This window comes from Anoxybacillus sp. (genome assembly GCF_036834105.1).
In the GTDB taxonomy this organism is placed as follows: domain Bacteria; phylum Bacillota; class Bacilli; order Bacillales; family Anoxybacillaceae; genus Anoxybacillus.
The window spans coordinates 1-24,330 of sequence record NZ_DAITON010000021.1 but is presented as its reverse complement, the minus strand read 5'-3'; the positions used below and the strand labels follow the sequence as shown (position 1 = coordinate 24,330).

Genomic DNA, 24,330 nt, shown 5'->3' with positions numbered 1-24,330 from the left:
TTCTCCCTCCTCTGCTTGTCCAATTTTCTTCCGAAAAGAAGCCCTAGAGGGCAGCCGGATCATACTCCCTGTCAATGCGCTCATGCAGTTCCCGTTTGAACCGCATGAGTTCGTCGTGCATGCTCCGATCGCGGTTTTTCGCTACTTCCGCAACCTTCCGTGTGTAGAAGGCGATAGCGGCTTCAAGTGAATTGAAATCATACGCGCTTGGCAGTGTCATTTGCTGTCACCTCCTTCTTCCCAGTTGCTTCTTCCCATGTCATCTCCCCACGATCGATAGCAGCTAGAATACGCGGCACGGATGTTTTCATGAAAAAATCAATCATTGCTTTCTGCGTGCGTTCAGAAGGTTGATTCATTGTGTCACATCCCTTAACTACAGATTTTCTGTACATCTTTATCAAAAAAAATTATCTGATCCATTTCTATTCCTGTGATTTTTGAGAATTTGTACGCCATATCCATCCGAAAAATCTTTCTATACTTCTCGTAGTCGATGTAGGTTTTTTCGCACACCCCTAACCTTTTCGCCATCTCTTTCTGTGATAAACTAGCTAACGCTCTCGCTTGAGCAATTGTGTATTTCATATTGATTACCACCTCCTCTTGTCTAATAATTTACTACAGATTTTCTGTAATTGCAATAGTTTTTTTCAGAAATTATGTATTTTTTTATCGTTTTTTTCACACTTAATAAAGCTGTACTGTACAAAATTACAGTATTGCTTTATAATATTGTTAGAAAGGAGGTGATTGAAAATGCGATTAGGAAACAAAATAAAGGAGTTACGGAAGAAAAATCGCATGACACAAGCGGACTTGGCTAAAAAACTAAATGTAGCACCTACTGCCGTCTCCGCTTGGGAGCGTAATGAGAATCGTCCTTTAATGGATAAAATAGCCATTATGTCAGAAATGTTCGATGTCCCAATTAGTTATTTCTTCGAGGACTTTAAAACAATACAAGAAGTTAGGAAGGAGCCAGCCCAATATATCTGCACAGAATTCTCCAGACTTCCTATAATAGGATCTATTAGTTGTGGGGATGGTGTTATTGCTTATGAAGAAATAAAGGGTTATGAAGAAGTACCGAGCAGTTGGTTGAACGGCGGTGAGTATTTTTTTCTCGAAGCTCGTGGAGACAGCATGATAAACGCTCACATTACAGACGGCGCACTTCTTTTGATACGACGCCAAAATGATGTAGACAATGGTGAGATTGCCGCCGTGCTGATCGACGGCGAGGCAGTATTGAAAAGAGTATATAAAACAGAAGATACTATTATTCTACAAAGTGAAAATCCGATGTACAAGCCTATCATCCTTAAAAGAAATGACATGAAGGATGTAAGGATTATCGGGAAATTGAAAAAAGTTATTCTAAATTTTTAGCGCTAAAGATTTAGATAGGCGGGTCGCTCCCGCCTGTTTTTATAGGAGGGATAATAAATGGCTGTCGCTCTATATATACGAGTATCAACGGAAGAACAAGCACGGGAAGGATATTCGATATCGGCTCAGCGTGAAAAATTAATTGCGTATTGTAAAGTGCACGACTGGTACGACTATCGGTTTTACATCGATGAAGGGGTATCAGCAAAAAACCTTGACCGTCCACAACTCAAAGAAATGATTAAACACATTAAAGAAGGGGCTATCGATACTGTACTTGTTTATCGTTTGGATAGGCTTGTTCGATCAGTTACAGATTTGTACAAGCTGTTAGAAATATTCGAACAGCACGGTTGTAAGTTTAAATCAGCGACAGAAGTATATGACACCAGCACGGCTATTGGACGGTTATTCATCACTCTAGTTGCGGCAATGGCACAATGGGAAAGGGAAAATTTAGGGGAACGTGTTCGAATGGGGCAAATTGAAAAGGCGAGGCAAGGTTTTTATAGCGCAAAAGCCCCGTTTGGCTTTGATAAAACGCAGGACGATAAACTAATTATCAACGAAAACGAAAAGAAAATTGTGCTTGATATAATAAAAAAGATTTTTGATGGGTATTCCATTCGTCAAATATCTGACTACATGAATAACAGCGGAATACCACCTATACGAGGGTATAAATGGCACATAGCAACAATAATGGATATCGTTAAAAACCCAGCGTTGTATGGTGCTATCAAATGGCGCGACGAGATCATCGAAAATACGCACGAGGGCATAATAACAAAAGAGGAATTTGAAAAGATTCAGAACATACTTCACGGCAGGAAAAATTTCAAAAAACGTAATACAAGTAGCATATTTATTTTTCAAGGTAAGTTAATATGTCCGAACTGTAAAAACAGGCTGGCATCAGAGAGGTCAGTATATTTTAGAAAAAAAGACAAGGCGTACACAGAAACAAATCATTATCGCTGTCAATCTTGTGCTTTGAACAAAAGAAAAGCGATAAACGTGAGTGAAAAGCGTGTTGAAAAAGGACTCATCGAATACTTTTCAAACATGCGTTTCCACGTTGTTCCGACAGTAGTTGAAGATGAGAAAGAAAAGGAGCTGGAAGCTCTGAAAGAACGGATTCGTCAAATCGAGAGACAACGCGAAAAATATCAGAAGGCTTGGGCGGCTGACTTAATTAGTGACGGGGAATTCACAGAGCGAATGAGGGAAACAAAAAGGGCTATGGCTGAAATACAGGAGGTATTGAAAAATGTCGAGATTGACGAAACGAAAAACAAAAAACATGACATAGAATCAATAAAAGCAATCGCAACAAACTTTTTGCTCAATTGGAACACTCTCACAGCTTTAGAAAAAAGGGAGTTTATGAACAATTTCGTCGACGGGATAGAATTCGATAAACAAGGAATAAACGTGAAAATAAAAGAGGTTTTCTTTTATTAATTTTTGTGTTTATGAAAAATACACTACAACGAAATGTTCTTGACTTAAAAAACGCATATCTTCCATGACATACCGCGCACCGTCTTCCGGAGAGCGAATAACGTAGCGATCGTCATATTGCATTTGGTGTACGCGCCGACCAAGCTCAAGCGCAGCAATAATTTGAATGGCTTTTGTTTTCCCAATTCCTTTAATGCTTGTCATTTCTTCGATAGTCGCATCTTTTAGCTGACGAAGTCCTTCAAAATGGGTGAGTAAATGTTGTGCAAGCGTGAGAACGGAATATTGCTTCGTCCCCGTGCGAAGCAAAATCGCCAACAATTCTTGATTTGATAAGCTTTGCGGTCCTTCGGAAAGCAAGCGTTCACGCGGACGGTCATCGGGCGGAACATGACGAATAAGCATACGTTCCCCCCTCTATTTTAACCGTTTTTTAACGAAATGGGTAAAATCCGAATTTTTTTAATTCACGGGCAAGCCTAGCGATCGGCAAACCAACAACGGAAAAATAATCTCCATCAATTTTTTGAACGAAAAGCGCTCCGCGTTGTTGAATGCCGTATGCCCCCGCTTTGTCAAGCGGCTCTTTTGTCGCAATATACGCCCAAATGTCTTCATCTGAAAGCGGCCAAAATGTAACGTCCGTTTTTTCAGCAAATGTGACGCATGAGTTTTCCGTACAAATCGCCACTCCTGTCCATACTTCATGCATCATCCCCGATAAACGTTTTAACATGCGAAAGGCGTCTTGTTCGCTCGCTGGCTTTCCAAGCACTTCTCCTTCGCATACAACGATCGTATCAGCACCGATGACGCACGCATCGCTTACTTGTTGCGATACCGCATACGCTTTTTTATACGCAAGCTGTTGCACAATTTCACTTGGGGATAAGTTGTCGTCGAATGATTCATCGACATCGCTGACGAGGATGTCAAACGGAAGTCCAAGCATACGAAGTAGTTGTTTTCGACGAGGAGAACTAGAAGCTAACACAAGTTGCATCGTCATCACCTTTCTGTCATGAGCGTTTGTTTCAAGGAAGATACACTTGTATCGTACCAAATTTATACACAATAAACAATGGTTCGACAAAGAAAAAAAAGAAGCAACGTGCTTCTTTATTGTAACATGTTTAATATATGTTGTTGGGCTATCCATAGTTGCGCGTCATCTTTTGTCTGTTGGAACGTGCGGAGCGCTTCATACGCCTTTTTCATTTGTTCGTTATGAAGCGAATACGATTGCAGTTTCACCCACAGTTCGTTTGCAAGTTGCTCCCCATTCAATAATGAAGCGATGGCAGAAACGATTTGAACAAACGGTTCTTTCTCTTTTTCATTCAACGATACATCCCAAGGTTTCACATACGTTTCTATTCCGAGCGGCTCATATAAACTTGCGAGTTGTTTCGCTTCTTCTTTCGTAAGCGCCATTCCTAAAAATACGTAAACCGGCTGTGTGCCAACCGTTACGCTCGGACGATGTTGCGCCTTTATTTTTTGCACATATGCCTTTGCTGCTTCATCGTTTTGAAACACTCCACCTTGAATGACAAAAACCGTCTCTGTTCGTTGCGCAACTGAGCCTTCTTCCTTTTGTTCCTGCTGCAATGTGACGGTCGAAGAAGCACTTTCTGTTGTCGGAATGATCGTCAATACAAATAAACCAAAGCTTGTCCCAAGAACGACAGCTAAAGCAATCGCTAGCAAAAACGAGCGCCAAGGCGATGTTTTATATCGTTTACTCTTTTTTTCGTCAAACCCGATCAATTCATGTTCCTCTTGATTTGACCATTCCGGTAACGCGCTCGTGGCTGTCGTATACGGTTGTTCTTTTCCGTTCACCTTAATAATAATTTCTTTTTTCGCTGGCTTGTCCATTTTTTCTCCCTCCCGCTGTCATTCTTCGCCCATCGTAACATAAAAAAAGAAAAAAAGAACGAGACATTTGTCGTCTCGTTGCGGAAGGTTTTCGTCAAATTTCGCACTATCGATTTTGAATGTCATCTACCGACAATTGATCGACAGGCACACCGTTTTCTTTACAAATTTGCTTCATTTCCCCTCTTAAACAAACAGCATAGCGAATGTGGCCATCGCTTTGTTTTGTTACGATGACGTACGAATCATTGCTCGGCGGCAAATGCTTTGATGTATATGGGTCAATCATTACTTCGATGACGCCATCGTTCGCTAATTGTTCATACGTTAATATTTCGCTTTCGTTCGGCGCTAAAAACTCTGCTTTTTGCGCGCCGACATGAAGACGCGCTGCTTCATAAAGCGTATACGCAGTCGCGACAAACGCCCGATCGCGCGATTTTTTTATGACTTCCACGACCGATACGGTCGCAATCATCATGACAATCGTTAAAATAACAACGACAGCTAACAGTTCGATTAACGTCATACCACGCTCATCTTGCATTCCACCGCTGCCTCCTTTATTGCTCCGTTAGTGAAGGAAATGGATTTCGCTTCTCACTCGGTTGTGGTAAGTCAAGCGGTGGCAATTGCTCAATCCATTGACGCAATTCTGGTGCATAAAACGTTGAAACAGTAAGGGAATAAGAAAGCTCAGGCACTTCATCCATCACTGTCGTCCATTCTTCATACCCTGTAAACGATAGAGAATCAACCGAAATGATGCGCTTCGATCGCTCTAGTACGTCGATGAATTGTTCAAGTGCAAAGTACGAAGGGGAACGAACAGACATGCTGACCGTCAATTTTTGAATAGGAGTTGGGGCTCCTTCGACTTGTTCGCCCTCTTGAAGTGAAAGCGACAGCACGATGCTATTTGATACCGCTTCTGCTTTTTCAATTTCTAATAAAAATTGTTCAACAAACGGTTGAACAGGAACGCGTTTTTGCAATTCCACAATGCTGACGCGCAACTCATCTGACGTTTGTTTACTTTGCAATGCTTGGAGCAACTTTTTTTCCGTTTGTAATTCGTTTTTTAATTGCTCTCTCCGATCATCAAGCGGTTTGTACACGTATATATAAAGCGCAAATGACAGCAATGCAACTAACAAGAGAGAGAGACTGACGATGACACCTTTCCTCATGTTCTCCCCCCTTGTTGTTTTTTCCATTCCTCCATGTTCAATTGAACGGAAAATTGTCCGACGTACCTAGGCATCGTGCCTTCTTCTGATTTTCCTTCCGTTGCAGTTAAGCTCGTTAATTTCACATCAGCAATAAACGATGCTTCTTTTAACGCTTGTAAATAAGCAGCGCTTTCCCGCGGCGTATCAAATTGAACGGTCAACTGAATGGCACCATCTCGATCATACGACACGTTCATTAAAAATCCCCGTTCAGGCAGTCGTTCAATCAGTTCGCGCAAAAGAAGAACGGTATGAAGCGGATATTGTTCCGCCCATTGAATCGCTTCTTGCAACTGTGCGCCAACCGATCCATCCGTCCGTGTCGTCTGTTTTTCCTCTTCCGCGATTCGCAACGCCTTCGTTTGATCAAGTTCCGCTTTTAATTGCGATATTTGCTGTTCCATGTGTTGAATGACGAAATAAAACGTTGTCGCGCCCACAAGCAACAACACGGCCGCAACGATCAATAAAAGCGGGAGAAGGCGGGATTTTCGTTCTCGCTTCGGCAATAAATTAATTTCTACTAACATGTCCATTACCCTCTTTTAATCCGAGTCCGATTGGCAAATAGTAAGCAGGGTCGATCGAAAGCGGCAACGTCAATGTTTCAATAGCGACATCAAGACGTTCGTTTAACATATGGGAAAACGTATGAACGAGCGGATGATCGCCGGTGACGACAACGCGCGTAATTTGCGCTTCATCACGCTGCAATGAAAAGCGATAAAAATTCATGACGCGCTCTAACTCTTTATATATGTCTTCAAGCTGCCACTCCGACCCACCTTCGTTTAACCACTTCCATCCTTTGTTCGTTTTTTCCCATGATGTCCATTGTGAATCAAAAGCAAGCTGTCGTGTAAACATCGGACGATGCTTGTGGAATACGCTAACGTTCAACGATGATAAATCAAATTGGACAAATAAAAAATGATCCACATCGTTCGCTAAATCAAATGCATAAAACAGACGATACAAACTGAGTGGGGAAACATCTGCTTCGACTGGCTTTAACTTGACCGACTCGAACAGTTCAGCATATTGCAAAACGTGCGCTTCTGGAGCAGCAAATAACAACACATGTAGCGCTTCTTTCGTTTTTTCAAGAACAGCATAGTCAAATACTGCGTTTTCAAATGGAAGCGGAATGGTCGCGCCAATTTCCATAAATAAATAACTGCGTATATCTTCGACGTCCACGTCTTTTGGCAATGATATTTTTCGAATGACGACGAGCGGATCAGGAACGAGAAAACGAACGCGGCGATGTTTTATTTTCCATTCGTCCACGCATTGCTCTAGCACTTGAGTAAGCTGTTCTTCATCAACAATTTTTCCGTCGCGCACAATCCCTTCCGGAAGCGGCCATTCTTCACACGTATGCAAGACGAGCGGTTGCTTTTGTTTCAGTTCAACGTAGCGAATGACATGATCTTTGATAACGATATTGCCAACTCTGTTTTTCATCGAAAAAAGCCGCATAAGCTCGTTCTCCTTACATCATAACATTGACGTATGCCTCGATCATAGTGTCACCAAAAAAGTAAGCGATCATTGTTCCGACAGCAATCGCTGGACCAAACGGCATCGGCTCGCCGCGTTTCACGCGCCCGATCGCCATCCCTATCAAACCGAATATCGTCCCAACGAACGTCGATAAAAAAAACGCGAGAATCGTTAATTTTGCTCCAAGCGCTAAGCCGATGACAGCAAATAGTTTAATGTCGCCTCCACCCATCCCGCCTTTGCTTATGAGCGCGATAATAAATAACATCAAAAATCCAACAATGCTACCTAATAAACTATCCCACCACGGTGTCAGCGGGGCAAGCGATATACGCTCAATGAGAAGAAGTGGGACAAAAAACAACAAAATACGATTCGGAATAACCATATAGTGCACATCTGAAACGAAAACGATAGCGAATAAAGAAATGAGCGTCCAACTAACGACGATTTCTGCTGACCAGCCGACAAAAAGTGGGGCAAGCGTAAACAACATCGCCGTGGACAACTCAACAAATGGGTAAACAAAGGAAATGCGCGCCGAACACGCGCGACATTTCCCTTTTTGTAACACATACGAAACGACCGGAATTAACTCCAACGCCGTCAACGTTCGCTTACAAGACGGACAATACGAACGCGGAGCAACAATCGACTCCCCTCTCGGCACCCTTAGCCCGACAACATTATAAAACGACCCAAGGAAAAGACCGAGGGTAAATGCTAACGTTATAATTCGACATCATCTCTTTTAAGTGTACCTGGATCTTTACCGTCGATGTGGGTTGTATTCCCCGACTTTAATGTCACTTTCCATACCCCCTGATCTAGAACAACTTTTGAAATATCTTTATCATACTGACCGCCACCTGGTTTTTTAACTGGTTCTAAATATTTTTTATCCTCTAAATATTTCAAAGTATACTCCGTTTTCGTGCTATCTGCCGTATATGCCAAGCGGGCTGCATTTACCATTTGCTGCGCATTAGCAATATGAGCATCTTTTCTAGAGTTTTCAATTAGCCCACCGATACTCGGAATCGCAATGGCTGCGATAATCCCCAAGATTACGATGACTGCCAGCAATTCAATCAAAGTCAAACCTTTCTCATTTCGAATGATTTTCTTAAACAATTTTAAACCACTCCTTCACATTTTTTTTATATTCGTGAATTATTTTACAATATTACAATCTAGTTGAAAAGTACTATTTTTAGATTTTTTTATTGTTGGATATGATTAAATATATCAAACATTGGAACTAGAATAGATGTGACAATCGTCCCGACAACGCCGGCAAGCAAGACGATCATAAGCGGTTCAATAAGCGATTTTAAGCGATCGGTAGACGCTTCGACTTCCGCTTCATAAAAGTCGGCAACTTTCGCAAGCATCGCATCGAGCGAGCCTGTTTGCTCTCCGATTGCAATCATTTGTGTCACAAGAGGGGGGAACGCCCAATGCCGCTTCATCGGCTCGGTCAACGATTCCCCACGCTCGAGCGCATCACGAGATGTGCGAATAACGCGGGCAATGACTTCATTTTCCACAACCTCTTCAACGATCGCAAGCGCCTGTAAAATAGGCACAGCGCTGGAAAATAACGAGCTTAACGTGCGCGTCATGCGAGCAAGTACCGCCTTTTGCATCATTCCACCGAAAATGGGCATGCGGAGCACGATGACGTCTAAATAATATTTCGTCTTTTTTTGCCTTTTCAGCAGCAGCAGTACTCCATACATGCTAAGCAACAAAAGAAGAACGCCCCACCAGTACGCTTGCATCATTTCGCTTGCACGTAACACAAACTTCGTAATGCTCGGCAACTCCGCACCAAAATCTGCAAACATTGAAACAAACGTCGGAACGACACCGACGAGTAAAAAGATGACAACAATCACAGCAATGATGCCGACAACAATCGGATACGCTAGGGCGGAAACAATTTTTTGCCGCGTGCGGTGCACTTTTTCAAAATGATCAGCTAATCGGTCTAGCGTTTCATCGATACTCCCGCTCGCCTCTCCTGCTCGAATCATATTAATAACGAGCGGAGGAAAAATTTTCGAATCGTTCGTCATCGCTACAGATAACGATTGTCCGCTTCGTAGTTGCTCTTCGATGCGCAACAACGATTTTTTTAGCGCTTTACTTTCCGTTTGCTCAGCTAAAATGCGCGTAGCGTCAACGATCGTTACCCCCGCTTTTAGCAGCGTAGCAAATTGGCGCAAGTAAATAACGAAATGTTGCAGCTTCACAGGGTTGCCGATCGTAATTTCTTTTGTTAACAACGTTTGCGGCACTTCTTGTACGTCAATGACTTTTAACCGTTGCTCACGCAGCTTCATGATGACATCTCGCCGCGATGGAGCGACGATCGTCCCTTTTTTTACTCGTCCGCGCACATCGCGCGCTTCATAGCGAAATTGCGCCATCATTCTCATCCTTCCTGCAAGTACGGTGCAACGACTTCTTTAGCGATCAAACCTTGCTGAACAAGCTCTTTCATACTCGTTTCAAGCGTATGCATACCGAGCGCTCGGCTCGTCTGCATGATGCTCGGAATTTGATGTATTTTTCCGTTGCGAATTAAATTAGCAACTGCTGCATTGTTGATTAAAATTTCCGTCGCGGCAATCCGCCCGTTGTTTTGGGCGCGCGGAAATAATCTTTGCGAAATAATTGAAACTAAAACGGTCGCTAATTGAATACGAATTTGTCCTTGCTGCTCAGGAGGGAACACATCAATGATTCGGTCAATCGTTGCTGGTGCGCTTGACGTATGAAGCGTTCCGAATACAAGATGCCCCGTTTCAGCAGCAGTCACTGCCGTTTGAATCGTTTCTAAATCGCGCATTTCCCCGACTAAAATGACATCAGGGTCTTGGCGAAGAGCAGCGCGCAACCCGTTTGCAAAGCTGTTCGTATCCGTTCCGACTTCGCGCTGATCAATGATGCAACTGCCATGCTTATGCACATATTCAATCGGATCTTCAAGCGTAATAATATGTTTGCGCATCGTCTTGTTCATATAATCGATCATCGCGGCTAACGTCGTCGATTTTCCGCTCCCTGTCGGCCCCGTGACGAGAATGAGCCCTTGTGGTTTCGTCACCATCTTTTTTAATACGTCCGGCAATTGCAGTTCATCAAGCGTTGGAATTTTCGTCGGTACGATACGAATGGCTAGCGATATACATCCCCGTTGTTTAAATACGTTCACACGAAAACGTGAAACACCTGGAAGGCTATAAGATAAATCTACCTCGCCATTCTCTTCGACGTATGGCCAAAGCTTTTCAGGGACGATCGCTTTCGCCATTTGCTCCGTATCTGCTGGTGACAACGTTTCTTGACCGTAACGTTTCAAATCGCCGTTTATGCGAAAAATAGGAGGAATACCGACCGTTACGTGAATATCGGACGCCTTTAATTCAAAGGCAGCACGTAACATCGCATCTACTTTTTGTTTCATGCTCATCACCTTATACAATGCTTACACGCAACACTTCTTCTGTTGTCGTCAGCCCTTGTTTCACTTTTAACAATCCGTCATCAATTAAAAAAATCATTTTATTTTTTATCGCTATTTCACGCAATTTCGAAAGCGGTTCACCATTTAAAATGACTTTCCTCATCTCATCAGACATGACCATTAATTCATGCAGCGCGATGCGCCCTTTATACCCTGTCATGTTGCACGTTGGGCAGCCACGACCGCGCATCACTTTTTCAATTTTCAAACCACGGCGGGCAAAAATGTCCGCCTCTCGCTTCGTCGGTTCATGTTCTTCTTGGCAGTCCCGACAAACGCGGCGCACGAGACGCTGCGACACAACACCAGATAACGATGTGGCAACTAAAAACGGCTCAACGCCCATATCGATCAGACGTGCAACTGTGCTTAAAGCATCATTCGTATGCAGCGTGCTTAACACTAAATGGCCTGTTAACGACGCACGAATAGCTATTTCCGCCGTTTCGCGGTCGCGAATTTCCCCTACCATAATAATGTTCGGGTCTTGACGTAAAATGGAGCGCAACCCTTCCGCAAATGTCATCCCGACATTTGGATTGACTTGAATTTGGTTGACTCCTTCAAGCTGATACTCAACTGGATCTTCAATTGTAATAATGTTCACATGTTCCCCGTTTAAACGGTTTAACGCTGCATAAAGCGTCGATGATTTCCCTGAACCAGTTGGTCCTGTAATTAACACGATGCCTGTCGGCTGTTCAATGAGCTGAATAAACCGTTGCAAGTTTACTTTATTAAAGCCAAGCTTATTTAAATCATTTAATGCCGCCCCTAAATCGAGGACGCGCATAACGATTTTTTCTCCATAGATGGTCGGCAATGTTGATACACGCAAATCGACAGGATGAAAATCAATATTCATTTTTATACGTCCATCTTGTGGGACACGATGTTCCGTAATATCCATATTCGCTAAAATTTTAATGCGCGCCGTCAACATTCCTTGCATATGTTTTGGCAATGCCCGTTCCGTTCGCAAAATGCCATCAACGCGATAGCGAACGACGATTTTCGTCTCTTGTGGATCAATATGAATATCGCTCGCTCGCTGTTCAACAGCCATTTGTAATATTTGATTGACAAGGCGAACGATCGGCGAATCATCTTCGACAATGTTCTCTTGTTCACGCGGCTCTTGTGTCGGTATAATGTTTAAAAACTCTTCAACGGAATCGTCCATATCGTAATATTTATTAATTGCTCTTAAAATATCGTCTTTTGACGCGATGGCGACTTCAATATGAAACCCGGTCGACAAACGTAAATCATCAATCGCGAAAAAGTCCATCGGGTCAGCCATGGCGACAAACAATCGATCCCCTTCTCGTTTTAAAGGGATAAGCATATTTCGTTTCGCAAATTCTTTTGATACAAGATTCGTCAACTTCGGATCGATCGGATAACGATATAAACTAACGTGTGGAATGCCCAGCTGAAATTCTAACACTTCAATGAGTTGTTGCTCTGTAATATATCCTCTTTGTAATAACGCATCGCCTAGCTTTTGCCCCGGCGCTTTTTCCTTTAACGTCTCTTCAAGCTGTTCTTTCGTAATAAGGCCCGCTTCAATTAACAAATCACCTAATCGTTTTCGTTCTTGCTTTTTCATGAGGCATCATCCTCATTTCCTTTTATTTGCTCATTTTCATTTCCCCAAACGTCATCTTGTTGTGGCGACTGTGTTGAAGGGGTGTCATTCGGTATACCGTTATTTCCCCCCGATTGCAATCCGCGCAATTCAACGCGATGAACAGGCGGATAAAAATCTTCCGAAACGAGCACCTTCTCGATAAACGCCCCATTGCGATCGTACACTTCTTTATGTAAACGAACGAGCATTCCTTTTTTTCCTTCTTCTTTTATTCGTTTTTCGTTTGGCTTCAGTAACGCACTATATTGCACAATCGTTTTCGGATCATAATATTCAATTGGATCTGTTTTGACTGCATATTGGTAAATAAACGGAATGCCCACTAAGGCAACTTTCATTTGTCCATCTTCCGCTCTTACTTCGATCGTATACGATTGATCATTTGGGTTAAAAAACATAAAGTCTTTTTTATTTTGTTCCACAGCCGCTTCAAACCCTGCTTTTCCCCCATCAGGCAACGTCATGCTTGTATGCCGTTCAATCACTTCAAAATTTGTCGGTACAATCGCCTCGTATAATGCGGAGGCAAATAACGTCAGCGCTTCTTTAGATAATCCTATACCTTGCTTTTTAAAAAAATCAAGAACAGAAAACATTTGTTTTGGCTCAATGACAATGGCTGTTTGTGACATGACACGAAGTTCTTCATGTAAAGGAATAACGGCTTGCGACAATATCGTTTGTTGTTGCATGTCTTTTCGAACGTATTGACTAAGCGATAATCGGGCAGATGTAAGAGAAGCGGCCGCTTGTTCTAACTGTGCTTTCAACCTTTCAACATCGATCCAATCGCTTAATGCGCTAATGGAAGAAATCACATCTTGCAACGCTTGTTCATTAACGGACACGAGGAGAGCGGTTTGCTTCCCGTTTACTGCTTGCTTCATGCTCTCCTCAATATGAAACGTAAACGCATTTGTTTGTAGTATCGCTTCTTTTTCTTCTAGCATGAGCGTCATCGTTGCTGATTGCTTCCACTCGTTCACTTTTTCGTTCACTTGTTTATACGCCTCATCGGACGAACGATTCGACACATCGACCGGACCAATCATCGTCCCCTCAGCAAATTTGTCTCCGCTAACAAACGACTCGTACGCCCATGTCGCCACTTTTGTGCTCGCAAGTAAATATGAAACGGTAATGACTAATGTGAGAAATAGCTTGAACGAAACAGTTTGGCGCATGACGTATGCCTCCTTACTCGACATTCATGGAGAGCTCAATCACAACATCTGGCCCTTCTTCTTGCGCACGAATCACATGTTCTCTCGTTAACACCGTATCTTTCGGAATTAACACTTGACCGTTTGCATCAACAATATCTTTTAACAGTCGTTTTCCTGTTAACATCTCCATTTGCTTTTGCCGCAGTTCATCTAGCTCATGATCTAATGTTTTTGGAGCAACATGTTGAACGGGCGAATCCACTTGTTCTTCTTTTAGAGACAGCAACGCATCAACATTGGAGACAAGTTCATGTTGGGCGTTTTCATGAACGATTAACAACTCTTTCCCGTATGTAATAACGTGGTCCGCACGAACGATACGAACATCTGATCCGATTTGCACTTCAATGCCTGTAATTTGCCCTGTTTCTTCATCAATATAAAACTCTATCGCCTCTCCAAGCAATTGTCCTTTTCTTGTCATTACTTTCGCTTGTTTAATCAATATATTTTTATTGACAAATTCATTTGCAATCGGAATAACATCTAATTTTAAAACAACTCCTTCATCTTCTACTGTCAAGGCAAATTCACCTATTCCAATGACATGACGAAACGAAATGGCTTTCGTACTAATTTTTTCATTTTCCTGATCCAAGACGAAAAAGTCAACAGTTCCTTTTTCTGGGTTTACCACGAGCGACTTCACTTGTCCGAGTTGAACACCATTTTGAATGCTAATGACCGGAAGACCAATAACTTGTGTACTGCTTTTCATTTTTTCCACCCCATTTTTTGTTCAGCGTAATGAATCATATGTGCTAATTGTTGTTGAATGATTGGATAAAGCCCATATTGCCCGTACAATTGTTTGGCGAAATGATATAGCTTTTCATATTGCTTTGAAGCAACATAATGCTCAATTAGCACATTCGCAAACGTATAATAATCTTGTTCATGCAATTGAGAATATAAGTGCCTAGAAATAAGTTGCTCGTACTGCTCGTCCGACATCATCGGACGCATCGCGTATAAAGAAACAAGTAAATTTTTCATGAATGGTTTTGGAAGCATACGCAATGGTTCACTCGCTTCTTCCGCTACCGTTTCATCGCTAGACGGTTCGTCTATATCAATCATCGGAATATGTTCCGCTTCATCTCGTTTTTCCTCTATATTATCGCGAACAGCTTCCGCAACCGCGAGTATCGCTTCATTTTGTTTATCATCTGCATGCAGGACATCGTCTGCTGCGATCGTCTCCATGTCATACAGCTCGTCTACAACATGATCTTCCATGTTGAGTAATTCCCTCTCATCGCTTTCTTCACTTAGTAACTGAAGCCATTCCGCTCCGTCTACCCTTGTGTCGTCACTGTCTACCATATGTATGGGCTCTATGACATCGTCCATTTCTTCTATCATATCGTCATATTCATCGTGCGCAACATGCTGTTCCACTTCTTCAGACCATTGTACATCCAAGTCCGCAACTTGTTCTTGTTGTAGCTCATCATCCCGCTTTTCTTCCGTCACCCCTGTTATAACAAATGGCTGATCAGCTATTCGCTCCTCTTCGACTTCATTTTCGATTATGAAATCATGTTCATGAATGCGTACATAAAATAAATGACCAAGCTTTCGTTCAAGTAAATATGTGCTTGCAACAACTAGAAGAAAAAGGAATAATAAAGCTTGCCAAAATGGAAATTGCTCGATCGCAATTATCCCAAACATGCTTAATAAACAAGCGACAGCTAATAAAAGCGCTACTCCTTTTCTTGTCCAGCCAAAAGGCAATCGAGTATATACGGGGATCAATATGAGTAAAAAGACGACGAACATGGTATATAGCAATTTCTTCCCCCCCTCATTTTTGAATTTGAACTTAAATGTTTGAACTTAATATAGCACAACTTAAAAAATATTGTATAATAAAATTATGTATTTTAAAAGAAGGTGAAGAAAAATGTGTAAAAAAAAAATAAATATTTTTTATAATGAACGTGGATTTACGTTAATTGAAGTGCTATTATCTATTGTTATTTTATCATTTGTTGTGAGTGGCATGTTTATGTTTTTTACAAATGCGATGACATACACATCATATAATCAATCGAAAACGGTAGCCGTCAATATCGCACGTGGGGTCGTTCATTATATGGCACGGCTCGATTTTCAAACCATCGCGACATATACAAACGATCACGTGACGCAACAAACACCTTTTATTCGTTTAGATGCTTCATCATGTTCAAATGCGTCCATATTCCCGGACGAAACTGTATGTAAAGCCGTTTTTTCACCGACAGTAAACAACGTCACATACGATGAAGAGGACGTACAAGCTTGGATTATTCCGTACGATCAATCTATATGGTCACAAATCAAAACGAACCCGCCAAGCGAATTTCCTGACGAATTAAAACGAACGATCCAACAAGAAAAAGAGATAAAGGAAAACATACGTAACGATTTGCTTCGTTTGTACGTCACCGTCCGTTCATATAACGAAGTGATCGTCTTAAAAGGAGTGATCGCCAATGAAAGTATTCGCTAACGAACGTGGACTGACGCTTATTGAATTGCTTGTTGGGTTAGCGATCACATCACTTATTGCTGCTTCCGCGTATGGCGTATTTACAGCAGGGACGAAAGCGTATAAACGAATCGGTATTGAAAATCAGCTACGAAGTGAAGCAGATGTGCTTGTCACGACTATGTTTAACGAACTATACGCACTTGCGCCAGACGGTTTAAAGAAGGATGAATCAAACGACTATACGCTCACGTTTGTCAATCAAATGAAAAAAGAAATTGATACGAGTACAGGGCTCGTCGAAGAGAAAGAACAAGCGGGTCAAACGTTACAAATGATGATCGATAAAACGAATGGGACATTATTCATAAATGGAAAGCAAGTCACGCCATCCAATTTACGCATCGTTCCAGAACAGTCTGAATTTCAATACAAATGCATGCGAGAACAGCAAAACGTATGTAAAAGCGGCGTCGTTTCGATTCGCTTATCGGTGCAAGACGAAGACCATCGCGATCCAAATGATCCGCTATATATTGAACCTTTCACATTAGAAACAAAATTCGGATTTTGAAATGAGGTGGCGCACATATGAACGAAAAAGGATATAGTCTTGTGCTCGTGATGTTAACCGTTACAGTCTTTTTTGTGATCGGTTTGACGATTGTATCAGTGAGCATATATCAAGCGAAATTTACACAAGTGCGCGTAGAGGATGTCGCCTCGCTCCATGATGCTGTAAAAGCGGTAGAAGAAACAGTAGCGGAGTTAAAAGTGAAAGTCGAAGCGTTGCCGTTATCGACTCCAGCGCAACTTGACCTCGATTTAGGAAATGCGCAAGCTGGTTTTTTAAACGAACTGATGAATCGCCATAGCGTCACAATTGAAGATATCACGAATGAAAAAGGAATTGTGCGCAATCAATTATTTACGCGCGTCTTTCGCATCTCCGCCCCATACGGAAAAAAGACGGTATCACGTGAAGTCATTATTACAAATGCACCAAGCTTTTTAAAATACGCCCTCGGTTCAAAAGAAAACGTGACGTTAAATGGAGGGGCGTATATTGACGGGAACATATACGCAGGAAAAGATATATACGTCACAAACGTAGCCAACTATATTTACAACTCCACACTTTATTCGGTTCAAACGACGTTCCCGACAACGAGCGAAAAAAGCATACTGTTCGCCAATGGAAATCGTTATGGATGCGATCACGGAAATGGAGCAAGAAGCTGTTACACCGTATCAACTGAATTTACAAAAAACATGAACGATTTTACAGCGGGTGCACTATCGTTTCAATATGCAGGACCGAGCATTCAAAAAGAACGAGAAGAATTTATCGATGTAAATTTTGATTTTACATTAAAAGATAAATTGTTATCAGCAGCTGGCATTGACGGATTTGATCCGAGCAAACAAGCGCAATATCAAAGTCTCATTTCTTTGCCACTATCAGAGCTTTTAGAGCAAGTCAAACCGTCGTTTGCAACCGTTCATGTAGACGATATGACCGACTTATCGACCGCATTGCAAAGTGCGATTGCGAGTGAAAAATCGATTTTTCTCGATACAAGTACTGTTCCATATTTTGATGTTTCTTCATTAACGCTAAACGACAACCAATGGCTCATTGTCAAAGGCGACTTCGCATTAGAAAACGCGGGAAGCTCCCCTTTACAAATCAAAGGGAATATCATCGTCCTTGGCGACTTAACAATTACGGGGCAAGTGGCGTTTGATTCTACCGTTTACGTCCATGGCAATACGTCCATCTACAACACAACAATTAGCGGCTTAAACGGCAAAGAAGTCGTATTATTAACAAAAGGGGCGTTAGAAATTGCCCGAGTGAATGAATTTACAAATGATTTTTCAGTAACAACACCAAACTTAAAAGGATTTTTCTATACAGATAGCAATGCAATTATTTATGCAGTTGGTTCATATGTAAACATTGAAGGGGGGCTATTTGCTCGCGGCAACTCTTCCATCATTCCTTACACGGATGACAATGGGCTAGTCATTAACACATATCGCGGTGAAACGAGGGATGACGGAACGAATCTTTCGTTCCAAAACCCGATTGTATCTGATGAGCAACAAAAACAGTACGCACGATTTGTCGTCAAGCATAATAAACATGTGTTTATTAACCGCGGGCTCGGATTGCCATTCGCCCAACAGCTTGCTGTCATCGTAGATGAATTACGAGTGCAATGAAAAAAAGGAGCTACTTTGCTCCTTTTTCCTTTAGTTGTCTTATAATGTTTTCATGTTTCCAATATTGCGCAAGAGAAAGAGCGGTGTTTCCTGTATCGTCTTTACTATGCACATCGGCACCATAACGGAGTAAAATTGTTACTAACTCATCATATCCGTACTCAGCAGCGACCATTAACGATGTTTTTCCGATGTTTGTTTTCGCGTCTACATTTGCACCTTTCTCTAATAAATATGTGGCTACATCAATAAAATTTCGTTCCACCGCTTTATATAGCGGCGTTTCACCATCTTTATTGGCGATTTCGATATTTGCTCCGCGCTCATATAAAAAACGGACAACATCGACATTTCCAGCTTGCACAGCGAGCAATAACGGCGTTTCACCATGTGCATTTACCGCATTGACGTCAACATCGTATTGGCAAACAAGCTGCACAAGTTCGAGATTTCCGCTACCTGCTGCAATATGCAAAGGGGTATTTTTTTCTTGATCTTTCTCTCGCACCGTCTGCTCGTTCACTATTTGTCTCACAATTTCAATATTTTCTTCATCCCCTTGGGCTAAAGAAGAAGCGAGCGCATAATGAAGGGGAGGAAGCGGCATCACTGCCGACTTTCCTCCAGCTTTTAATAGTTCCACAGCAATATCGCGTTGACCGGTACGCATCGCCACATCAAGCGGTGTTTCATTTTTTATTTTAAAATTGATGCTTTTTTCTTTTTTCATATATTCGCGTACCGCTTCAACGTTTCCTTGCTCAATCGCTTGTATGAATCGTTGTTGTTTTTCTTCTTGCGACGGAAGGCATCCGCTTAGCAAGCCGATGATGACGACTAGCATCATCACTTTATTCATACGTGTTCACATCCTTCGTTAGTACAACCAGCCGTTTTTATTTCCGCCTTTCGTCGGATCTGTCGCATGTTCGACGATACGAATGACTGTAGATGCCGTCCACACTTTTCCGTTTTCGTCAACGAGCCGAACGGTTAGCGGTGTTTCTCCAAGACGTTTTCCAGTTACTTCACCATTGCTGTCAACAACGGCATAATAACTATTTTCGACGGCAAATGACCGGCTTAAAATTTTCGTCGTCGCATTTGCTGGAATTGGCGCAATATAAGGTAAAAGATTAAACGTTTTTCCTTTTTGAACAGTTAACGTCGTTGGAAGCGAAATGCCCGTCAACGGTGAGCCGACATGAACGATTGCTGTTCCGATCACGCCGTTGTGTGCCTGAGCTGTAATCGTCACTTGCCCCGTGCTCAATCCTGTCACCCGTCCATTTTCATCAACAGATGCGATATTCGGGTTCGATGACCGCCAAGCAATTGTTTTATACGTCGCATTATTCGGCGCAACGGTCGCTGTAAGCGAAACGGTGTCACCGATATTCATATTCACAACCGTTGGTGATACGACAACAGCAGTCACAGGGATTGCTTCAATCGTAACAGTAACCGTTTTTTGAATAAGTTCATCGTTTCTGTTAAACGCTTGAACAGTTAACGTCGTTACTCCTTCTTTTAACCCAGTAATTGTTCCATTTACACCGTCGATTTCAGCATATAAGTTATTTCCTAGTAAATAAGATACTGCTTTTTTCGCATCTGATGGTGATACAGTAATCGGTATTGGAATCGTTTCACCAACATGAACAGTAAAATCGTTCAATGTCATCGAATCGACTGGGATGCGTACGATGACCGTCATCGTCGCTGTTTTTATATTGCCAAACATATCTTTTACTGTTGCTGTTACTTGCGCCGTTCCTTCTTTGATCGCGCTAATGACACCGTTTTGGTCAATGGAAATAATTTGACCGTTGCTATTTTCACTCCATCCGACTGATGCGATCGTCGCCTCCTGTGGCAACACATTCAACAATAGGCGAGCGTTTTTCGGTACACCGCGATTCACAAACATCGTACTTGGCAACGTCACATCGGTCACTTTGTAATCTGAAACGAATGATACGGCGTTAAACGATAAATGGACGACTTGCGTATTTATATCTTTATATGACAGTTTAGCTTGCGATAAAGAAAATGTTCCCTTCTTCGTTGGCTTAATTTGAATGGCGAACGTTTGTGGTTGAGCGATATACGTCGTGCCTGATTTGATAAACGAAATGTCTGGCAACGTCCCTTGAATGGTATATCCTTCTGCAATCGTCCCTTGTTTTGTAAATCCACTTGGTAAAGAAACGACTTCAATGCCTGCTGGCAATTTTTCTTCAAATGCGATATTTGTTACTTTTAACAACGCATTTGTGAATAATGACAACGGCTTCGGCGTCAATGTATATTGCATCGTAATCGGCTCATCAACAGGCGCGAGCGTTGTCGAAATCGTCCGGCTTACTTCTATATTTGCCGATACTTTTTCAATGATCACTTGGAATTCCTTCGTTACTTTTGCCCCACGTGCATCGGTTGCTTCAATTTTTATTTTTGCCTTTCCACCGTTTGGCATATTGTGCGGAATCGACTGAATGATTGTCGTACCGTTCGGCACATTGTTTTGGGCATACACTTCTTGATCGTTCAACCATACTTTTGTAGAAAACGTTCGGTCAACTAAGTCTAAATCTTCTACTTTATACGATAGCTCAATTGGCTGATTGCTCGGAATTTTTTCGTCTTCTTTCGGTGTGATCACCGTCAGTTGCGGTGCATGGTTCGACCCGAAAAACGCACGGTACATCGTATTGACGAATAGCTTTTGTTCTTGTTCTGGAAACGCAGCCGTTGTCCCGACATGCCCTGTTCCAGAATATGTGACGTTTCCTTTTGAATACGTATAATAGTGGTTCCAGCTATCATATACATCACGCGGCGAACCTTGAATGTTATACCACGGGATGACATCCTCATCTTCTAAATCGAGCGTGTAATATTGGTTGTGCGTTATCGCAATAGCAATGCTATCACCTAATTCAAATGGATAATTTGTCATAAGCCCATAATTCACTTGTTTCGTGCTCGTCGATGGATTTGGAGCACCGTTTCCTAAGTCCGTCTGTGGCTGAATTTGCCCAACAATCGGACCGAACTCATTCACCCATACATTGTTCGCCCCAAACATGATATCGTGTGTGAACATAACACTTTGACCAGATTGAATAAAGTTTTTCACTGATTGAACAACATTTTGACTTAATGAAATTGGTGAGCTACACCCGTTATAACAATCAGCGAATCCAAAAATAATCATATCGTATTTTCCGTTAATCACTTCGTGTGAATAATTTGGTTCATATTGCTTACTTTTCTGAAAGTCGGCTAACGTCGTCACATCAATTGCAATGCTATATTCATTCGCGCGATTTAAAAAGCCCGGATTCATATTTTTCGTATTAAGCAACGAGCTCGCATCGTTTCCTTTACGGATTTGCAATATTTTGATCGTTGCTGGCACATCTTGAAACTTCACAAACCCTTTTTCATAATCTTTTAATGCGCTCGTTTCATCAACAATTTCTATTTTCCAGTAACGCGGGCCAGAATAACCTGCTGGGAACGTATATGAAATCGTTCCTGTCGCTCCTTGCACTTGTTTAGATGCAACCATTTCTTCGCTCGTATATTTATCGTTGAAGTCCGAGTCGATGTACAGATTGACAGTTAATAATTTATTTTGAAAGTGTGTATAATTGACAATTTCATATTGAAACGATATTGTATCACCTTTCTTATACGTTTGTGTAGAAGAAGGGATGCTCGTTAATACGAAATGAGGTCGTTTGTTAGCTGTCAAATAGTTGGTTATGTTTGTCTTTGTTGTAAAGAAAATAACGTTTGATTTTGATTTCCATTCATTTGATTGAGAGTAATTATACAAATTACTTACTAAATATTTTTTCACGCTGCTGTCGTGAAGAAAAACAGGCAATCCTTTATCTATATAAAACTGTTTGATTTGCTTAGCTTTCAAATGTGTAATATCGTTTAAAATATTCGACGTATCATGTGATGCGCTTCGATTACTACTACTTGTCATGCCAAGTTTCTTCGGATTATAATCCCCGCTTGAAATAACAATCGCATCGTATTTTCCGTCTAGCTCATCGCGCAAAGCAACGAACCGCTTCATCGTCATTGTCGTCACGTTCACATTCGACGTACTTCCTAATTCTTGTTTTAATGGTGATGAAGATAATTGATTCGCATGACTCACAATTTCAAGTACATTGTACGTAATACGGCTGTTAGCACGTACAGTCATCGCAGGAAAAAACAACGGAACGAGTAAAAGAAGGGTTAAAAACACCGAAACAGCCCTTTTCACCTACCTCTCCCCCTTTCAAAACTCCTACTTTTTATCTATTATACCAACAATCTCTCGTTTAGTCATATTTATTTTTTATAAAATTTCGTACGTTTGAGATGAAATAAAGTGAACCTGTAATTAAAATGATGTCATCGGCTGCGATTTGTTTTCGTTTTTCTTTCAGCCATTGTTTCCAGTCGGTTACGCATTGAACGTTTCGGTGTGTCGCTTGTTCAGCTAGTTGCTCGGCAGAGAGGGCACGTGGAAAATCAAACGTTGTAAACGTCATCGTTTGTGCAATCGTTTCTAACTTTCGAATCATCGCAGCAATCGGTTTGTCGCCTAACGCTGTAAACAGTACGTGTACACCGCGATTCGGATAATGAGCGTTTATTGTCGCAACGAGGCTATCGATGCCTTCTTCGTTATGCGCCCCGTCAATCATGATGAGCGGACATTCGTCCATCTTTTCAAACCGACCGATCCACTGTGCTTGTCGAACCCCGTTATACATATGTTCGCGCTCGATAAGAAACGAATAGTACGTTCGTAAATAATCAGCTGCCATAAGGGCGAGTGCGGCGTTTTTCACTTGATGCGCACCGAGCATCGTTGTTGTCACATCGTCATATAAAGCGAAAGGTGTTTGCAATGAAAAACGTTCTCCATCTTTAGTTGGCTCATGAGCAAAAACAGTAAAATCACGGTCAATGGCGTATACTTTTGCCCGCACAGATGCCGCCTTCTCTTGTACGACACGCAGCGCTTCAGGCTGGTCAATCTCAGTAATCAAAGGGACGCCAGCTTTTATAATTCCCGCTTTTTCAAACGCAATTTGTTCAAGCGTATTCCCTAATATATGTATATGATCGTAGCCGACATTTGTAATCACCGATAAAAGCGGATAAATAATGTTTGTTGAATCGAGGCGGCCACCTAATCCGACTTCAAAAATGACGACATCTTGTACGTTCACCTTCCCGAAATAATAGAGCGCCATAGCAGTAATGACTTCAAACTCCGTCGGTCCACCTAATTCCGTCTGTTCTAGCTCTTCTGCTAAAGGCTGAATGACTTGGACAAGGTGAATGAGATCGACATCGCTAATCGGTTGGCCGCTGATGCTTATTCGCTCGTTAAATTGCTCCACATACGGCGATGTAAATGTCCCGACACGATAGCCTGCTTCTTGTAAAATGTGGCGTAAAAAACAAACGGTCGATCCTTTGCCATTCGTACCACCGACATGAATCGCCTTGATGCGACGCTCTGGATGGCCAAGCTTCTCCATCATCCATTCCATTCGTTTAAGCCCCGGCTTCACACCTAACGTTAAGCGGCTATGAATCCAATCGACTGCTTCTTTATATGTACGAACCATGAAAAGTCCCCCTTTTACTAAAATCGAGTAGGAGGAGGTGATTAACCTCCGTCCTCTCACACCACCGTACGTACG

25 protein-coding genes and 1 pseudogene are annotated in these 24,330 nt (G+C 42.0%); 6 read left to right on the top strand and 20 right to left on the bottom strand.

Annotation, left to right across the window (positions count from 1 at the left end):
• Window positions 1-190: hypothetical protein (locus V7Z64_RS04045; protein WP_334109402.1), on the top strand; the 190-nt coding region annotated here is incomplete at its 5' end.
• A 7-nt stretch (window positions 191-197) separates the two neighbouring features.
• On the opposite strand, the gene V7Z64_RS04040 is transcribed toward V7Z64_RS04045, so the two are convergent.
• Both V7Z64_RS04040 and V7Z64_RS04035 read right to left on the bottom strand, forming a co-directional pair.
• Window positions 198-359 (bottom strand): hypothetical protein, encoded by a 162-nt coding sequence (locus V7Z64_RS04040; RefSeq protein ID WP_334109400.1) that lies wholly within the window; start codon window positions 357-359, stop codon window positions 198-200.
• Between the two features lie 13 nt (window positions 360-372).
• Window positions 373-588, bottom strand: coding sequence for a helix-turn-helix transcriptional regulator (locus tag V7Z64_RS04035; protein WP_012574325.1), 216 nt, complete (start codon window positions 586-588; stop codon window positions 373-375).
• Between the two features lie 171 nt (window positions 589-759).
• Between V7Z64_RS04035 and V7Z64_RS04030 the strand changes: the two genes are divergently transcribed.
• On the top strand, window positions 760-1,392 hold the full coding sequence (locus V7Z64_RS04030; RefSeq protein WP_297989427.1) for a LexA family protein: 633 nt from the start codon (window positions 760-762) through the stop codon (window positions 1,390-1,392).
• Between the two features lie 57 nt (window positions 1,393-1,449).
• On the top strand, window positions 1,450-2,856 hold the full coding sequence (locus tag V7Z64_RS04025; protein WP_297989425.1) for a recombinase family protein: 1,407 nt from the start codon (window positions 1,450-1,452) through the stop codon (window positions 2,854-2,856).
• Between the two features lie 12 nt (window positions 2,857-2,868).
• Here V7Z64_RS04025 and V7Z64_RS04020 read toward each other — a convergent pair.
• From V7Z64_RS04020 to V7Z64_RS03950, 15 genes and pseudogenes are all read right to left on the bottom strand, one after another.
• Window positions 2,869-3,261 (bottom strand): annotated as a pseudogene (locus V7Z64_RS04020) (UPF0758 domain-containing protein); the annotation flags it as partial.
• A gap of 28 nt (window positions 3,262-3,289) precedes the next feature.
• Window positions 3,290-3,859: a Maf family protein gene (locus V7Z64_RS04015; RefSeq protein WP_297989423.1), complete on the bottom strand. Its 570-nt coding sequence runs from the start codon at window positions 3,857-3,859 to the stop codon at window positions 3,290-3,292.
• 116 nt (window positions 3,860-3,975) lie between these two features.
• A complete protein-coding gene (locus tag V7Z64_RS04010) occupies window positions 3,976-4,737 on the bottom strand; it encodes an SPOR domain-containing protein (RefSeq protein WP_297989421.1) in 762 nt (253 codons plus the stop codon).
• Between the two features lie 106 nt (window positions 4,738-4,843).
• On the bottom strand, window positions 4,844-5,284 hold the full coding sequence (locus V7Z64_RS04005; RefSeq protein ID WP_297989419.1) for a type II secretion system protein: 441 nt from the start codon (window positions 5,282-5,284) through the stop codon (window positions 4,844-4,846).
• Between the two features lie 16 nt (window positions 5,285-5,300).
• Window positions 5,301-5,927, bottom strand: a complete 627-nt coding sequence (gene pilO, locus V7Z64_RS04000; RefSeq protein WP_297989417.1) for a type 4a pilus biogenesis protein PilO — start codon at window positions 5,925-5,927, stop codon at window positions 5,301-5,303.
• On the bottom strand, window positions 5,924-6,499 hold the full coding sequence (locus tag V7Z64_RS03995; RefSeq protein WP_297989415.1) for a PilN domain-containing protein: 576 nt from the start codon (window positions 6,497-6,499) through the stop codon (window positions 5,924-5,926). The genes pilO and V7Z64_RS03995 overlap by 4 nt, the downstream gene beginning before the upstream one ends.
• Window positions 6,483-7,451 (bottom strand): type IV pilus biogenesis protein PilM, encoded by a 969-nt coding sequence (pilM, locus tag V7Z64_RS03990; RefSeq protein WP_297989413.1) that lies wholly within the window; start codon window positions 7,449-7,451, stop codon window positions 6,483-6,485. The genes V7Z64_RS03995 and pilM overlap by 17 nt, the downstream gene beginning before the upstream one ends.
• Before the next feature lie 13 nt (window positions 7,452-7,464).
• The gene (locus V7Z64_RS03985) at window positions 7,465-8,211 is read right to left on the bottom strand and encodes a prepilin peptidase (protein ID WP_297989435.1); all 747 of its coding nucleotides are present in this window, start codon (window positions 8,209-8,211) and stop codon (window positions 7,465-7,467) included.
• Window positions 8,205-8,609, bottom strand: coding sequence for a prepilin-type N-terminal cleavage/methylation domain-containing protein (locus V7Z64_RS03980; RefSeq protein WP_297989411.1), 405 nt, complete (start codon window positions 8,607-8,609; stop codon window positions 8,205-8,207). Before V7Z64_RS03980 ends, V7Z64_RS03985 begins: the two co-directional genes overlap by 7 nt.
• An 89-nt stretch (window positions 8,610-8,698) precedes the next feature.
• Complete coding sequence (locus V7Z64_RS03975; RefSeq protein WP_297989409.1) at window positions 8,699-9,910, bottom strand: type II secretion system F family protein; 1,212 nt, start codon at window positions 9,908-9,910, stop codon at window positions 8,699-8,701.
• Window positions 9,911-9,915: 5 nt separating this feature from the next.
• Window positions 9,916-10,950, bottom strand: a complete 1,035-nt coding sequence (locus tag V7Z64_RS03970; RefSeq protein ID WP_297989407.1) for a type IV pilus twitching motility protein PilT — start codon at window positions 10,948-10,950, stop codon at window positions 9,916-9,918.
• A 10-nt stretch (window positions 10,951-10,960) separates the two neighbouring features.
• On the bottom strand, window positions 10,961-12,622 hold the full coding sequence (locus V7Z64_RS03965) for a GspE/PulE family protein (protein ID WP_297989405.1): 1,662 nt from the start codon (window positions 12,620-12,622) through the stop codon (window positions 10,961-10,963).
• Window positions 12,619-13,848, bottom strand: coding sequence for a VanW family protein (locus tag V7Z64_RS03960; protein WP_297989403.1), 1,230 nt, complete (start codon window positions 13,846-13,848; stop codon window positions 12,619-12,621). The genes V7Z64_RS03965 and V7Z64_RS03960 overlap by 4 nt, the downstream gene beginning before the upstream one ends.
• 13 nt (window positions 13,849-13,861) lie before the next feature.
• Entirely contained in the window at window positions 13,862-14,608 is a 747-nt protein-coding gene (locus V7Z64_RS03955; RefSeq protein WP_297989401.1) for a PRC-barrel domain-containing protein, read from the bottom strand.
• Window positions 14,605-15,687 carry a hypothetical protein gene (locus V7Z64_RS03950; RefSeq protein WP_297989400.1) on the bottom strand — a complete coding sequence of 361 codons (1,083 nt, stop codon included), beginning with the start codon at window positions 15,685-15,687 and terminating at the stop codon, window positions 14,605-14,607. Before V7Z64_RS03950 ends, V7Z64_RS03955 begins: the two co-directional genes overlap by 4 nt.
• Before the next feature lie 112 nt (window positions 15,688-15,799).
• Between V7Z64_RS03950 and V7Z64_RS03945 the strand changes: the two genes are divergently transcribed.
• Genes V7Z64_RS03945 through V7Z64_RS03935 form a run of 3 tightly spaced genes read left to right on the top strand, consistent with a single transcriptional unit; the run spans window position 15,800 to window position 18,598 of the window.
• Window positions 15,800-16,390 (top strand): prepilin-type N-terminal cleavage/methylation domain-containing protein, encoded by a 591-nt coding sequence (locus tag V7Z64_RS03945; RefSeq protein ID WP_297989398.1) that lies wholly within the window; start codon window positions 15,800-15,802, stop codon window positions 16,388-16,390.
• Window positions 16,374-16,943, top strand: coding sequence for a PulJ/GspJ family protein (locus V7Z64_RS03940; RefSeq protein WP_297989396.1), 570 nt, complete (start codon window positions 16,374-16,376; stop codon window positions 16,941-16,943). The genes V7Z64_RS03945 and V7Z64_RS03940 overlap by 17 nt, the downstream gene beginning before the upstream one ends.
• A gap of 17 nt (window positions 16,944-16,960) precedes the next feature.
• The gene (locus tag V7Z64_RS03935) at window positions 16,961-18,598 is read left to right on the top strand and encodes a hypothetical protein (RefSeq protein WP_297989395.1); all 1,638 of its coding nucleotides are present in this window, start codon (window positions 16,961-16,963) and stop codon (window positions 18,596-18,598) included.
• A gap of 10 nt (window positions 18,599-18,608) precedes the next feature.
• On the opposite strand, the gene V7Z64_RS03930 is transcribed toward V7Z64_RS03935, so the two are convergent.
• The 3 genes from V7Z64_RS03930 to V7Z64_RS03920 are packed head-to-tail and all read right to left on the bottom strand — an operon-like array spanning window position 18,609 to window position 24,255.
• Window positions 18,609-19,457, bottom strand: coding sequence for an ankyrin repeat domain-containing protein (locus tag V7Z64_RS03930; RefSeq protein WP_297989393.1), 849 nt, complete (start codon window positions 19,455-19,457; stop codon window positions 18,609-18,611).
• Between the two features lie 18 nt (window positions 19,458-19,475).
• Window positions 19,476-22,892: a DUF5057 domain-containing protein gene (locus V7Z64_RS03925; protein ID WP_297989392.1), complete on the bottom strand. Its 3,417-nt coding sequence runs from the start codon at window positions 22,890-22,892 to the stop codon at window positions 19,476-19,478.
• 58 nt (window positions 22,893-22,950) lie between these two features.
• The gene (locus V7Z64_RS03920; RefSeq protein ID WP_297989390.1) at window positions 22,951-24,255 is read right to left on the bottom strand and encodes a bifunctional folylpolyglutamate synthase/dihydrofolate synthase; all 1,305 of its coding nucleotides are present in this window, start codon (window positions 24,253-24,255) and stop codon (window positions 22,951-22,953) included.
• Window positions 24,256-24,330 lie beyond the last annotated feature (75 nt).